The sequence below is a fragment of the Hyphomicrobium sp. 802 genome (genome assembly GCF_000526135.1).
Taxonomy (GTDB): domain Bacteria; phylum Pseudomonadota; class Alphaproteobacteria; order Rhizobiales; family Hyphomicrobiaceae; genus Hyphomicrobium_B.
In genome coordinates this window covers 46,684-60,145 of sequence record NZ_JAFM01000001.1, presented here as the reverse complement: position 1 = coordinate 60,145, position 13,462 = coordinate 46,684, and the positions used below count along the sequence as shown (strand labels likewise).

The following is a 13,462-nucleotide window of genomic DNA, read 5'->3' as shown; positions in this document are numbered from 1 at the left end:
TCAGTATTCTCCGGTCCGCGCGCATTGGTGCGAAAAAAAGAGGGCCGGATTGTGCCCGGCCCTCATGATTCTCCGTCTACCGGCTATTCGCCCGAAGCCTAGTAATGTTGGCCCCAGATTTCAACGATAGCTGAGCCTTTGCCTTTCGCGGACGAGTCGAAGAATCGCGACCGGTACTTGGCTTCGATATGGTCGATCGGGTGGCGCCGGCCCATTCTAAGGTCGATCGGTCCGAACGTGCCGCCTGCGTCGACACGCGTGCGGATCGGAATGGTCTCTTCCTGGCCGTCGGCGTAGACGACTTTGACCTCGTTAAGCGTGATTGCGCGGTCGCGAACCGTTACGCGCAGGCGCCGGAAGCCGCCTTCGTTGCTGCCGACCGGGATAATGTCCTTGTCGAAGCCAATGAAGCCCGCGGTCTGTGCGCCGAGCAGCACCCAGCCCTGATTATACTTGCGGCCTTCGCCGTTCGGGCCAAGCCAACCCGGCGCGTAACGGCCGAAGATTTCGATCCGGGCTTGCCCATTGAAGTTTGGCCGTGAGCGATAGACGAGCTGGATTTCCTTAATGAAGCGGTCGCCCCTGAGGTCGATCCAATTCGTCCTGGAGTTTTTGGGAATGTCGGCATTGATCGCCAGTGTGTCGGCTTCGCCGTTAGCGTAGACGATCTTCATCTCTTTGATGTGAATGTCGTTATCGAGGACGCGCAGCCGAATCTTCGAGAACTTGCCGATTTCCGGTCCGATACGAATGACGTCGCGGTCGGTCAGGAAGCCGACGTACTGGGCTCCGAATAGAACGTCGCCGCCCGCCGTCGGCTGGCCCGGCGTCGCCGGTGACGCGACCGGGACCGTCGGGCGCACAGAGATATCGTTGTTCGATATCACCCGGCTGGGCTGTCTGCTGCTGTAGTCAGGACCGCCGCGATCCATTTCGCGGCCTTCGCGATCCTGAATGCCGATGATCTGGAGCCGCCCGCGGCCATAGCCGGGTACCTGCTCAATCTTGATCTGATCGATAAACTTGTTTTCGTAGGTCGGATTGATGGGACGGCTGCGCTCGCCCCAATACATGTCGATCTGGCGGTCTTCGTTCCACACCGAACCGTCGCTGTAGACGATCTGGACGCGCCGGACGTCGAAAAGTTTGCCCATAGCATTCTTGATGCGAATGCCTTTGTAGGCGCCTTTAGCTTGCCGCACATCGATCGTATAGCGGTCGAGAGACAGGTCGACGTCGGTTTCGGCAATGAGAATAAGCTGATCGCCGCGGCGATAATGATACCGGTGGCGATGGTGCCGATGGCGCCACGATTGAGCTTCGGCGACTGTCGAAGTGCTGATGAGGCCGGCAACACCCGCCCCGGCTCCGACGACAGTGACTGTTCCAACGCCGCTTACACCTGCGGCGCCTGTGGCCATGATGGCGCACAGCCCCAGTACCAGTCTGCGCAACATAAACTTGAACCCCTCTGGTTACTAACGCCCGTGCCCCTGCAACGGCGGCACTTTAGCGGCAGCGTTTCAAAACCGGGAGCGCTCAAGCCAACGTTTGGCTGTTCAGAAAAAACGATGGTGTGAATCTGCAACACAGACTTCTGACTGTCCTGTCCGAGACTTGTGCGAGCTAAAGAAGAATCGGAATTCGGTTGCTGTATGAACGTTTGCACACCGATTTATTTTGCCAGTGTAAAGACCATTAGCCGGGCTTCTGCAGCGGACGGCGGTTTAAAGACATCCGCCGTTTCATCGCTCGCGTCTTTCGGCAGCTCTGAGAACTTACGGTTGCAGGGTCGCGAGCTGTGGTACGGAGGTGGTTGGGAGAGACACGACGCTCTCGCGCGCTTTTCCTAGTTCATTAGCGTCTCAAGTTTGATGCTGCCACAGCACAGCCGACATTCCATAAAAGAAACTTTGTTGTTTTGCGGGGCTTGCAATCGTTGCATTCGCGCATCGATGAGACGGCAAAGCAGGCACATCTTGATGACAAAAAAGAATCACGCGTCTCCGGCGCTTGAAATTTTTGCCACCTTTAGCTGTATAATCTGTGCAGATCTTTTGCGCCGTCCCACGACCCCAATGGCGTGAAGGTCGGTTTGCACCCCGCAGTCTCCCCCGGCTGCGGGATTTTTTTTGCCGGGCAGCACTCAACGCCAATACCGGCAGTTCAAGATTTATCCCATGGCGCGAAGCCCGCAGCTTTCGCCTCGTCTTCGCTGCAGAACCACCGCTCGCCGCGTGCGGTCCGCACCCGCGCCTTGGCATAGGCATCCGACCAGGGCAGGGCGTACATCTTCGCCGATGCCCTAATGACCCCCTTGATCGGGCAGCCGTCGGGCGCGTCGCGCTTAGCCGCCTCCCAGGTCTGGTTGCGCCAGTCTTGCGGTCTGAGAACTTCACCCTGCCAGATGCCGCGCTTGGCCTCGCGTGCGCCGCCCTCGTCGCTGCTGAGCGAGCCGAAGAACGATTTATCCGTCGCGAAAACGTAGCCGTCCCGTACGAGCATCCTCGCGACGTCCTGCGAACCGTCGATCACGCAGCTTGCAAGCGTTCGTCCGCTATCGTCCTGGCCGGACGACGTGCATGTCACCTTATGGCCGCGGACGATCTTGTTGAGGCCTAAACGGGCGGCGGAAGCGCAATTCCAGCGTCGGCCGTTCGCCCGATGGCAGGGCTGCGCTGCCGCCGGCGCTTCAATGCCAGCGAGGCGCACGAGGGTCCCATCGACCCGCATCGTGTCGCCCGTCAGCGCGGCTGCCGAACCTGAGATTTCATTCGAAATGGTGACTTGGTGCGAAGCATCGATCGAGCCGGTCGAGATATTGAGATCCGACGTGCCGATACCGTCGGCGCTTCTCAGCATCGGGCCGCCGACATAGATGAGCAGAAGAAACAGCCCCGCGCTGATGAGGTGATGCGCCTTGATCGGCGATTTTCGTGCGATGTCCGGCATCAGTTTGAGCTTGTCGCGCGCTGCATCAGCAGGAATGCGGATCGCGCTACGCAGTGGCGTCAAAAGTGCGCGCGTTGCATCCTTCAAAACGCTCCAGCCGAATGAGACCCAGCGAACAATGCCCCAGAAGATCGCAATTGCGACGTCGGCGATGGCATGTCCGATGAACGCCAGCACGCGCATGACGCCGCTTTTGGCAGCGAACGCCCCGGCTCGCCCGGCATCGACACCCGCGTCGGCGACGTTCTTGACCTTCTCGATGGCGGCAACGCGCGCATCTTCAATCCGGCGCTGACGGTCGGCCCGGCGAACGAGAATGGTCGTCCGCACGTATTCCTTCCATTCAAAGCCTTCACTGCGCCTGCGCCACCCGAACATCGAGCGCACCTCCCCGAGCATGAATCGATTTAAGCATTTTGGGACGAATGATGGCAGCCCTTTGGCTCCATCGTGCAGCCCACAAGCATTTGCATGTGATCTAGCGAAGCCGTCTGACACCCGCAAGCAAAGGTGCGCTTCAGTTGCGCTGGGCGAGTTGCGCTCCCGGCAATGACCAGAGCCGGATGACGCCGTCTTGTCCGCCGGTCAGCAGTGTGCGCCCATCGTTTGAGAACACGACAGTCTTTGCGCCGGATCCCAGTCCCGTCAACGGCAGATAGTTGCGGGGGCGCTTCAGGCTCCTGACGCGCACGACACCATCTTCGGACGCGGACGCCAGCAGATCGCCCACACCGGAAAACGCGAGCGAGGTGATGCGCGCATTGTGCCCGCCGAGCGTCCGCTGCATGCGATAGGAATTCATCGAGAGCAGCTTCACAGTACCGTCGAGGCTGCCGGTCGCGAGTAACGACCCATCCGGCGAGAAATCAAGCGCCGAAATGAAATCGGAATTGTTGCGATAGAGCCGCCGCGAGTCTTTCGTCTCGACGCTCCAGATCCTCACGGTCCGGTCCGCGCCGCCCGATGCAATCCAACGACCCGATGGATCGACCGCGAGCGCCTGCACCGCATTCTCATGCCCTTCGAGCACCGCAGTAGGAGCGTTCTGGAAGGCTGTTTCCCACAGCGTCACCATCCAGTCGTGACTGGCGGTTGCGATGCGATCCTCCGAAGCGATGAAATCGACGGCCCAGATGGTTGCGTCGTTGCGCTTGAAGCGGAAGAGACGGCGCTTGCTGTCGAGGTCATAGATGTCGACGGCGCCGTTGGCATGGCCGGTCACGACGCGATTGTTGCGCACGGCAAGCGATACGGCCGGACCATCTTCCAGCTGGATCGTGCCGAGCTGATAGCGCGTATCGTAGGACCAGACTTTAAGCTGCGCCTCGTGCGCGGCTGTCACGATCAGACGGCCATCGCCGCTCAGCGCCAGCCGTTCGACTGGCGCATCGTAAGCCTTGATCTCGGCCGTTTCTGTCAGCGCGGGATCGGGATTGACGGCAACCGGTTTCGAAATCGTTCCCGTCGTGATGGCGCTTACATGCGTCGATAGAAGCTGCGGAATCCGATCGTGGAATGCAAACACGACGCCCGCGAGCGCTGCCGCAATGATGGCGCGCGTCGTCAGCCGGCGCAGGAACGGCTTGCGCCCGACGTCCGGGTTGGGGCGCACCTTCGGCTTCGATTTGGCTTTCTCAGGTTGCGGACGCGCTGGCGGCGGTAATGGTGGCAGCTTCTCCGCGGCTTTGGCCCTGTCCGCTTTGGCTTTCTCAGCTCGCGCCTTCGCCTTTTCGGCGGCAGCTGACTTCTTCGCGGCAGCAGACGGCGCGGGCGGCGGAGCAGCCTTGCTCTTGCCCTTGTTCTTCGCGGCGGAAGGCTCTTTCAGCGACTCGACGAAATCGAGCATGCCGCCCTTCGGACCGGGCGCATCGGGAGGCGGCGGAACTGCGGTATTGATGATGGCTTCGGTTGCGCGCTTCTCGTCTTCCTGCTTGCGGCGGACTTCGGTCTTCTCTCGCAGGCGTTGGAAAAGCCCGGGCTTCTCCGGATCCGGCGAAAGCAATGCCCCACGCCATTCGGCAACCGAACGCGGCCGCGCGTCGACGGAAAGTGCCAGGGCCTGCTGGATGGCCGTCAGGAATGATTGCCGATAGCTCGCCAGCGCCGCGTCGCGCACCGGCACCATCTCGTCCTTCAGCATGCGCGACGGCGAGTCGGGCGGCCGCTTACCGGTCACCGCATGATAGAGCGTCGCGGCGAAGGCATAGATATCCGACCACGGCCCTTGTTGGCGGCTCGTCTCGGCATACTGCTCATACGGGCTGTAGCCGGGCTTCACGAGCGCCGACACCGTCTTCGTCTTTGAATGCGCAGCAATGTCGCTACGCGCCGCGCCGAAGTCGATCAGCACCGGATCGCCGGTGTTGCGAATGATGATGTTATCGGGCGCGATATCGCGGTGCAGAAAGTCCGCTTTGTGAATGACCTCAAGCGCATCGAGTAGCGGCGCTACGATCTGGTCGAGTTCCTTCTGGCGCGGCGCGCGGCCCAGATCCTTCAGCCAATTCTTAAGGCTTTTGCCTTCCTCGAACCGCAGCACCATATAGGCGGTGTTGTTGGCGCGGAAGATGCGATGCACCTTGACGATGTTGTGGTGATCGAACTTCGCCAGCGTCTGCGCTTCTTCGATGAAGCGGTCGAGACCCCAATTGTAATCGCCGGTGCAACTTTCTGACCGCGGCGTCGCTTCGAGGTTTTCGGTGCGCAGCGCAAAATCGCTCGGGAAATATTCCTTGATGCTGACTTTGCGCGTCAGCTCCGGTTCGTCGGCGAGGTACGTGACGCCAAAACCGCCCGCACCGAGAACCCGGACGATTTTGTAATCGCCCGCGAGTTCTGTGCCGTCCGGTAAAGCGACAAGCTGCGTCATTGTCCTCGTGCGCGGGCCGTCCGCGCTGGTGATGATCTGTCCTGTGTTCTGCACCTCGCTGCAGAACGATCTACGGAGCTAGCTGCGCGTTTTGTCCTGGCCTCTCAACGAGCCAGCACCCTGTTGTCTCTGTTTTGAACCCATTGCGCAAGAATGTGGCGTATCGACGGGTGATGAACCACTGATGAATAAATCCTCACGGTGTCGCTTTCCAGCCATGTTGCCGCCGACATCTCCTCACCAAATCTGCCTGGCGCGATGGGAACCCGAATCATCATGATGCACGCGCGGTCACGTTTGAAACGAGTCGCTATAGCCGGTACGGCGATTCTCGTTCCGGCGGCAGTCTTGACATTGCTGTCGTCGCACGGCGCAGCAAACGATTTGCTTGGTTCATCCGGCCCGATCGCGACGCGCCTCAACGCTCTTTTTCATGACAGCTATCGCGTTGCGCCCGCTTTGACCGTTGGCCTGATGCTCGCCATCGCCCTGCCGATCGTCGCTGGCTTGCTCCGGCTATCGAAACCGCTCACCCGTTCAAAAGACGCCACGCGCATCTACAAGCCAAAGCCCGGCCGCGCCGATGCTTTCGATGCCGACGTCGGGCACGGGCCGGCCATTCCGCGCCGCATGCCGTTTATCGAAATCGAGAACGGTCGCGGCATGCGATGCGCAATTCCGCGCGATATGCTGAGAATTGGCCGCGAGGATGATAACGACATTCGCATTCCGAGCCGCTATGTGCACCGCTATCACGCTGCCATTCATCGCGAAGATCACGATGATTGGCTCATCACCGATTTAACGGGCGTCGAGAGCAACGGCTTGATCGTCAACGGCCGCCGCTGCTGCGAAGCCCGCCTCCACGATGGCGACCTCATCCAGCTTGGCCCGGGAAAGCTGCGTTTTCGTGCCGGCGCCAGGTAATACTCGCGTTGTCGCCAAGGTTCTGTCCAGGTTCCAGTTCATGCGTATCTCAACGCTGCGGCGCGATTCGGCGGAAATCTGCGCCTGTCGAAATCAGAGGGAGATGTGTCGATGGCAATCGAACGGGGCGAGACCACCGCAGGCAACGAAGCGAAGGGCGGTAAGCCTCATAAATTTCTGGGCTCATTGAGGGATGCACTGATGGCTGCCGGTCGCGACGAAACAGCTCCAGCCGCGGCGGTCGCGGCCCCCGCTCAGGTTCAGCCGGTTGCGCTGCCTCCGGTTCCGGCCGCTCGGAGCGATGAGTCAAAACCCGTTCCCGTGGCAGCGGCATCTGACAGTCTGAGCGCCGAAGAGGCCGCCCGCCTTGCCCGGATCGGTCCCGAACCCAAAATTCCGGAACGCTTCGGGCTGCCGAAAGAAAAAGAAGCCGACTCGCCGCCGACCACGCGCGTCCTCCGTGCCGAACCTTCGAAACCCCGGAAAGTCGAGGCGGAGCTTGATACCGAGGCTCCGGCCCGCACGGTTTTGGTGCGGGGCAAGCAGAAAATCGAGCACGGCGTTTTCGAGCGCGACCCCGTCGTCGGCTTTCTGATCGTTGTCGGCGGCCCCGGCCTTGGCTCTTTTCGCCCGATTTTCGAGGGCAACAACACGCTTGGCCGCTCGCGCGACAACCGGATTCCGCTGGATTTCGGCGATGATGCCATCTCGAACGAGGCGCAAGCCTACCTGCGCTATGATTCGACGGATCGGACTTTCCTCTTCGTGCCAAATCTTGCTAAGACGAATGTCGTTTCTGTGAACGACAAGCGACCGGCAGGCCCTGTGCCGCTGCAGCCGATGGACGTCATAACGCTCGGGCGCACGCAAGTCGCTTTCCTGCCGTTCTGCGGGAGCGATTTTGACTGGTCAGAGATTTCCGAAGCTTAAGGATCGAATGCCGCCGTTCGAGCATGCAGTCGCCGCAACGCGCGGAGCTCGCGACTATCAGGAAGATACAGCCGCGTTTCTATCGGACGGCGGTGAGCCCGTCGTATTGTCGAGCGAAGGGCCGGGCTACGACCGCGCCGGTTTGGCCGTTCTTGCCGACGGCATGGGTGGCCATACCGGAGGTGCGCTCGCAAGCCAGATGGTGTGCGATCATTTCCTGCAATCCGCCTCCGCTGCGAAAGGCGAGGTGAGCGAGAGGCTCATTGCCGGGCTGGGGGCCGCCAACGCCGCCCTCGCAACGAAGATTGCAGAGAACCCGCTGCTCGCCGGGATGGGCTCGACGCTGATCGGCGCCGCCTTCAGTCCGCTCGGTGTGGAATGGGTGAGCGTCGGGGACAGTCCGCTGTTCCTCTTCCGCCGCGGCGAGGTCGCGCTTCTGAACGAGGATCACTCGCTCGCGCCCGAACTCGATCGCATGGTTGCCGAAGGCAAGCTGACGGCCGAAGAGGCACGTCACGACCCGCGGCGGCATATGCTGCGCTCAGCCGTAACGGGCGAGGAAATTGACCTGTTGGACGTTTCCCGCCAGCCGTTGAAACTCGAACCCGGCGATTATGTCGTGCTGGCGAGCGACGGCATAGCGACTCTCGAAACGAATGAGATCGCCCGCCTGATCCAGGGTTACGCGAAAGACGGCGCGGCGGCGGTCGCCAGGGCCATCATTCGCTCGATCGAAGCGATCCGTGAGCCATATCAGGATAATGCGACCGTCCTGGTCGTAAGAGCCGTGGGCTGATTATTTCAGCCTGCTGCGCTGTCGTCGCCCATTGAAATTTCGGCGAGAATTATCTGCTTGAGCACAAGCAATAATTCATTCTGTTTCCGCGAATTTGATCAGCGCGCGTTGCAACCTTACGCAAATGTATTCTGGCCGCCAGAAACCGGCAAAGAACCTTCCGTATTCAGCCTTGGCTGACCGGCCGCAATGGCCGGCTGAGATGCGAAGGAGAGACTTTATGATTTCCAAGATTTTGAGCGCTGCTGTGATGGCCGGTCTTCTGTTGTCGGTTGCGGCTCCGGTTGTGGCCAACGCCGCCGACGCCCCGAAGACGAAGGCTGCCTGCAAAAAGGCGAAGGGCACGTGGGACAAAAAGACGAAGTCCTGCACCGTGAAGTAAGTCTCGAAGCATTTCGAGTTTCATGGAAACAGTGGGCCGCAAGCCCACTGTTTTTTTATGTCGAGACGCGTTGGATCGCCCGCCGTCTAGGAGGCCTCACGGAGATCGCCGGTCGCAAGCCTGCGGATGTGCGAGGCAACACGCGGCTGCTTCGATGCCAACCGATGAAAATCCTCGCGCTGCAACTTCAGCAGGCGGCACCGTGACGACGTTATGATAGCCTCTCCATGCGCGCTGTTTTCAAACATCGTCTCCACACCGAAAACATCGCCGACGGAATAGACGTGGCGTTGACCGTCCTCGAGCTTTTCAAGCCGTCCCGACGCGATGAAATACATAGCGTCGCCCGGAGAACCCTTTTTCACGACTTCGACGTTCGGCGGCAGGTTGTGCGCTTCCAACAACGGCATAATTTCAGAAGCTTCTTTGGCGTCGAGACGCGCCAGTAGAGGCACACGCGACATCAAAGACCAGGAAATCACGAAGTCCCGCCTTTGCAGTTCTTGGGCAAAGCCGGTCGAGATGATGGCGACAGGCAATGCGAGGATACAAAGACCCATTACCATTGTGACGCTACCAACGAGTTTGCCCAGGGCAGTAATGGGCGTCACGTCGCCGTAGCCAACCGTCGTAAGCGTAGCGATCGACCACCAGGCTGCTTCTGGAATGGTCCCGAATTTATCCGGCTGAGCGTTTCCTTCAATGTAGTACATCAACGTCGCAGAGAAGAGCAGAGCCATTGCCAGAAGCAGGCCAGCGCCCGCTAGCGCCTTGCGCTCGTTCGAAAGCACGCGGATCAGCGTGTACATCGCCGGCGAGTAGCGCGACAGTTTCAAGAACCGCAACAGCCGCAGCGTTCTGAGGATACGCAGATCGATCAACACGATCGCGCTCAAATAGAATGGAAGGAATGCCAACAGATCGATGATCAGCGCGGGATGACACGCCAAATTGAGCCGCGCCTTCCACGGGTGCTTTCGGTTGAGATACGGCACTTCGGTAGCAGTCCAAAGTCGGAGCCCGTATTCGATAGTAAAGATCGCTACGGAAAACACTTCGAACCAATGAAACCAGGGCCGCCAAGCAGCCTCAAGCGATGGCACCGTTTCGGCGACGAATGCGGCGACGTTCAGCAGAATAAGAACGACAATGAAGCTATCGAAGAGCTTGCTCGCCTTGTCGTCGCCCTGTCCGGTTTCGATAATTTCGTAAATTCGTTTCCGGAGAGTCTTATGCCGCACGGCATGGGACGCGTCCGCAATTCGGTCTGTTCGTTCCTGCAACACGAATTCCCCTCTTCGTACGTATAGAGAGCGTTTCCCCAGGCTCCGCGTCATCGCAGTGCATCATGATCCGGCATCGCGCTTGCGAAGAATTCACAACCCCCGCGACGTTGAGTAGACCTTGCGTCATCGCGCCAACTGAGGCATCAGCGCATAGATATTGCTGATCACCTATCCGAGATTCGTGCATAGGCGCTTGGCAATTTCACGACCACAACTGAACGTCGTCATCCGCTCCAAGCACATAAGTTTTTCACCCAATAAAAAAAGATTTCTAGGAGGAAAAATCCGTGACCGTGAAGTCCGACATAGAGATTGCGCGCGAAGCGAAGCTGAAACCGATCGCCGAAGTCGCGGCAAAGGTCGGTGTGCCCGCCGAGGCGTTGGTTCCCTATGGCTGGACCAAGGCCAAGGTCTCTTCCGAGTACATCAAGCAGATCGAAGGCAACAAGGACGGCAAGGTCATCCTCGTGACGGCCATCAGCCCGACGCCTGCCGGCGAAGGCAAGACGACGACGACCGTCGGCCTGAGCGACGGTCTTAACTATATCGGCAAGAAGGCCATCGCTGCACTGCGCGAGCCTTCGCTCGGACCGTGCTTCGGCGTGAAGGGCGGCGCGGCGGGCGGCGGCTACGCCCAGGTCGTGCCGATGGAAGACATCAACCTGCACTTCACGGGCGACTTCCACGCCATCACCAGCGCGCACAACCTGCTGTCGGCGCTGATCGACAACCACATCTATTGGGGCAACGCGCTCGGAATCGACCAGCGCCGTATCGGCTGGAAGCGCGTCCTCGACATGAACGACCGCGCGTTGCGCTCGATCGTCAATTCGCTGGGTGGCGTCTCGAATGGTTTCCCGCGCGAAGATGGCTTCGACATCACGGTGGCGTCGGAAGTCATGGCGATCCTCTGCCTGTCGCGCGACATCAAGGATCTCGAAACACGCCTCGGTAACATCATCGTCGCCTACACCCGCGACAAGAAGCCCATTCGCGCGCGCGACTTGAAAGCTGACGGCGCCATGACGGTGCTGCTGAAAGACGCGCTACAGCCGAACCTCGTGCAGACGCTCGAAAACAATCCGGTCTTCATCCACGGCGGCCCGTTCGCCAACATCGCCCACGGCTGCAACTCCGTGCTTGCGACAAAGACCGCAATGAAGCTCGCTGATTACGTCGTGACCGAAGCCGGTTTCGGCGCTGATCTCGGCGCCGAAAAGTTCTTCGACATCAAATGCCGTAAAGCCGGTATCGCGCCATCGGTCGTCGTTATCGTTGCAACGGTGCGGGCGCTGAAGATGCACGGCGGCGTCGCCAAGGACGACCTCAAGGCCGAAAATGCCGCTGCCGTCGCCAAGGGCTGCGAAAACCTCAAGCGTCACATCGAGAACGTCAACAAGTTCGGCGTTCCGGCCGTCGTCGCGGTCAATAAATTCATCACCGACACCGACGCGGAAATCGCTGAAGTGCAGAAGGCCGCCGAGAGCATGGGTACGAAGGCATTCCTGTGCACCCATTGGGCCGAAGGCGGCAAGGGCACCGAAGCGCTGGCCAACCACGTCGTTAAGGTGATTGATGAGGGCAAGGCGAACTTCAAGCCGCTTTATCCCGACAACATGAAGCTGCGCGACAAGGTCAAGACGATCGCAACCGAAATTTATCGCGCGGCCGACATTTCCTGCGACACCAGCGTCGAGAACCAGTTCAAGGACCTGGAGGCCGCGGGCTTCGGCCATCTGCCGGTCTGTATGGCAAAGACCCAGTACTCCTTCTCAACCGACCCCTCGAAGCGCGGCGCGCCGACCGGTCACATTGTCCCGGTCCGTGAGCTTCGCCTCTCGGCTGGCGCGGAATTCGTCGTCGTCGTCACCGGCGAGATCATGACAATGCCGGGTCTGCCGAAGGTGCCGGCGGCCGACTCGATCCGCCTCGACGACAAGGGCCAGATCCAGGGTCTGTTCTAGTCCAAGAAATTCGGCAGGTTCCGCGTAGCGGAGTTGCCCATTCTGATACATATCAGCCATACGGGGCAGGTCGTACCGCGATCTGTCCCGCTTCTGTTAGGAAGTCCGCACTTTTCGATCCATACAATCGATCCCGAATGCGCCTTCTCGCCATCCTGGCCACCAGTTGTTTCGTCAGCTCGATGTCGATGCGGATCGTTGATCCCGTCGTGCCCGATATTGCCCGCGATCTCGCCATTGACACAGCCTCGGTGGCGATGCTGGCGTCTCTCTATGCCTTTCCCTATGCTCTAGCCCAGCCGGTCCTCGGCGCTTTTGGGGATGCCTTTGGCAAGGCTCGCATTATTAAGATCGCGCTTGCCGTGCTCGCCTTGTGCCTTGCGGCCTCGGCGCTCGCTCCGACATTCGCGTCGCTTTCCGTGGCCCGGCTCGTCGGCGGCGCGGCTGCTGGCGGCATTATACCTTTAGCGTTTGCCATCGTCGGCGATCGCTTTCCGATGTCCGAACGCCAAATTGCGCTCTCGCGTGTTCTGACGGCGATCATAGCGGGACAGTTAACGGGCTCGATCGGCTCGGGCCTCATCGCTTCGATGTTTGGATGGCGTGTCGCCACCGCCGGCGCGACGTCGCTGGCGCTGATTGCATTCGTCGTCACGCTTTGGCAATTGCGCCCGGCTCCCGGCGTTCAGCGCCAGGCCCCGAGCCTCAAGGAATTTATCGACGGCTATCGCGCTGTCTTTGCAAATCCACGCTCGGTTGTCTGCTTCGCTGCAGTCTTCGCCGAGGGTATCGTGATTTTCGGACTGTTTCCCTACGTCGCAATTCTTCTCGAAGAGCGCGGCGCAGGCGGCTTGAAAGAAGCCGGCTTCGTGCTTGCTGGCTTCGGTTTTGGCGGCTTCGTCTACACCGCCCTCGTCCGCCTGATGCTCGGCCGGCTTGGATTTTACAAGCTTATCCTCGCGGGCGGCATCGTCTCGGGGATTGGTCTAGCGCTTCTGTCTTTGGGAACGTCGTGGCCACGCGAGATGGCGACGTTCCTCATCGTTGGTGTCGGCTTCTACATGATCCATAACTCGCTGCAGACGCAGGCGACGGAACTAGCTCCCCATAACAGGGGATCGGCCGTCGCCATGCATGCATTCTTCATGTTTTTGGGGCAAGCCTTCGGACCGGTCGTCTATGGCATCGGCTTGGCGGGATTGGGATCAACGTGGGTTTTGCTGATGGCTGGCGCATCGATGGGGCTTCTTGGCGTCGCCACCGCGTGGGGATTGAAGGCCCGCTCGGCGGTCACCATTCCCGAGGTCGCTGGTCAGGCAGGAACCTGATTGCCCTACACCGGACTGCGCTGCCGCA

Annotated in this window: 10 protein-coding genes; 6 read left to right on the top strand and 4 right to left on the bottom strand. The window is 60.0% G+C overall.

The features are described 5' to 3' along the window. Positions 1-98: 98 nt before the first annotated feature. From HYP802_RS0100290 to HYP802_RS0100275, 3 genes are all read right to left on the bottom strand, one after another. On the bottom strand, positions 99-1,457 hold the full coding sequence (locus HYP802_RS0100290) for a DUF2541 family protein (RefSeq protein WP_013949988.1): 1,359 nt from the start codon (positions 1,455-1,457) through the stop codon (positions 99-101). A gap of 709 nt (positions 1,458-2,166) precedes the next feature. Next, the gene (locus tag HYP802_RS0100280) at positions 2,167-3,330 is read right to left on the bottom strand and encodes a thermonuclease family protein (RefSeq protein WP_013949985.1); all 1,164 of its coding nucleotides are present in this window, start codon (positions 3,328-3,330) and stop codon (positions 2,167-2,169) included. 139 nt (positions 3,331-3,469) lie between these two features. Beyond that, a complete protein-coding gene (locus HYP802_RS0100275; RefSeq protein ID WP_013949984.1) occupies positions 3,470-5,821 on the bottom strand; it encodes a serine/threonine-protein kinase in 2,352 nt (783 codons plus the stop codon). A gap of 297 nt (positions 5,822-6,118) precedes the next feature. On the opposite strand from HYP802_RS0100275, the gene HYP802_RS0100270 reads away from it, so the two are divergent. From HYP802_RS0100270 to HYP802_RS23760, 4 genes are all read left to right on the top strand, one after another. Further along, positions 6,119-6,748: an FHA domain-containing protein gene (locus tag HYP802_RS0100270; RefSeq protein WP_244420936.1), complete on the top strand. Its 630-nt coding sequence runs from the start codon at positions 6,119-6,121 to the stop codon at positions 6,746-6,748. Positions 6,749-6,859: 111 nt separating this feature from the next. Then, positions 6,860-7,678 carry an FHA domain-containing protein gene (locus HYP802_RS0100265; RefSeq protein ID WP_013949982.1) on the top strand — a complete coding sequence of 273 codons (819 nt, stop codon included), beginning with the start codon at positions 6,860-6,862 and terminating at the stop codon, positions 7,676-7,678. Continuing rightward, positions 7,650-8,474, top strand: a complete 825-nt coding sequence (locus HYP802_RS0100260; protein ID WP_244420935.1) for a protein phosphatase 2C domain-containing protein — start codon at positions 7,650-7,652, stop codon at positions 8,472-8,474. The genes HYP802_RS0100265 and HYP802_RS0100260 overlap by 29 nt, the downstream gene beginning before the upstream one ends. A 220-nt stretch (positions 8,475-8,694) precedes the next feature. Further along, positions 8,695-8,856 carry a hypothetical protein gene (locus tag HYP802_RS23760; protein WP_013949980.1) on the top strand — a complete coding sequence of 54 codons (162 nt, stop codon included), beginning with the start codon at positions 8,695-8,697 and terminating at the stop codon, positions 8,854-8,856. Between the two features lie 86 nt (positions 8,857-8,942). On the opposite strand, the gene HYP802_RS0100250 is transcribed toward HYP802_RS23760, so the two are convergent. Continuing rightward, positions 8,943-10,097: a cyclic nucleotide-gated ion channel gene (locus HYP802_RS0100250; RefSeq protein ID WP_035575609.1), complete on the bottom strand. Its 1,155-nt coding sequence runs from the start codon at positions 10,095-10,097 to the stop codon at positions 8,943-8,945. Positions 10,098-10,429: 332 nt separating this feature from the next. Here HYP802_RS0100250 and HYP802_RS0100245 point away from each other — a divergent pair, with 332 nt between their 5' ends. Together HYP802_RS0100245 and HYP802_RS0100240 are read left to right on the top strand one after the other, a co-directional pair. Then, positions 10,430-12,106, top strand: coding sequence for a formate--tetrahydrofolate ligase (locus tag HYP802_RS0100245; RefSeq protein ID WP_013949978.1), 1,677 nt, complete (start codon positions 10,430-10,432; stop codon positions 12,104-12,106). A gap of 137 nt (positions 12,107-12,243) precedes the next feature. Beyond that, the gene (locus HYP802_RS0100240; protein ID WP_013949977.1) at positions 12,244-13,434 is read left to right on the top strand and encodes an MFS transporter; all 1,191 of its coding nucleotides are present in this window, start codon (positions 12,244-12,246) and stop codon (positions 13,432-13,434) included. Positions 13,435-13,462 lie beyond the last annotated feature (28 nt).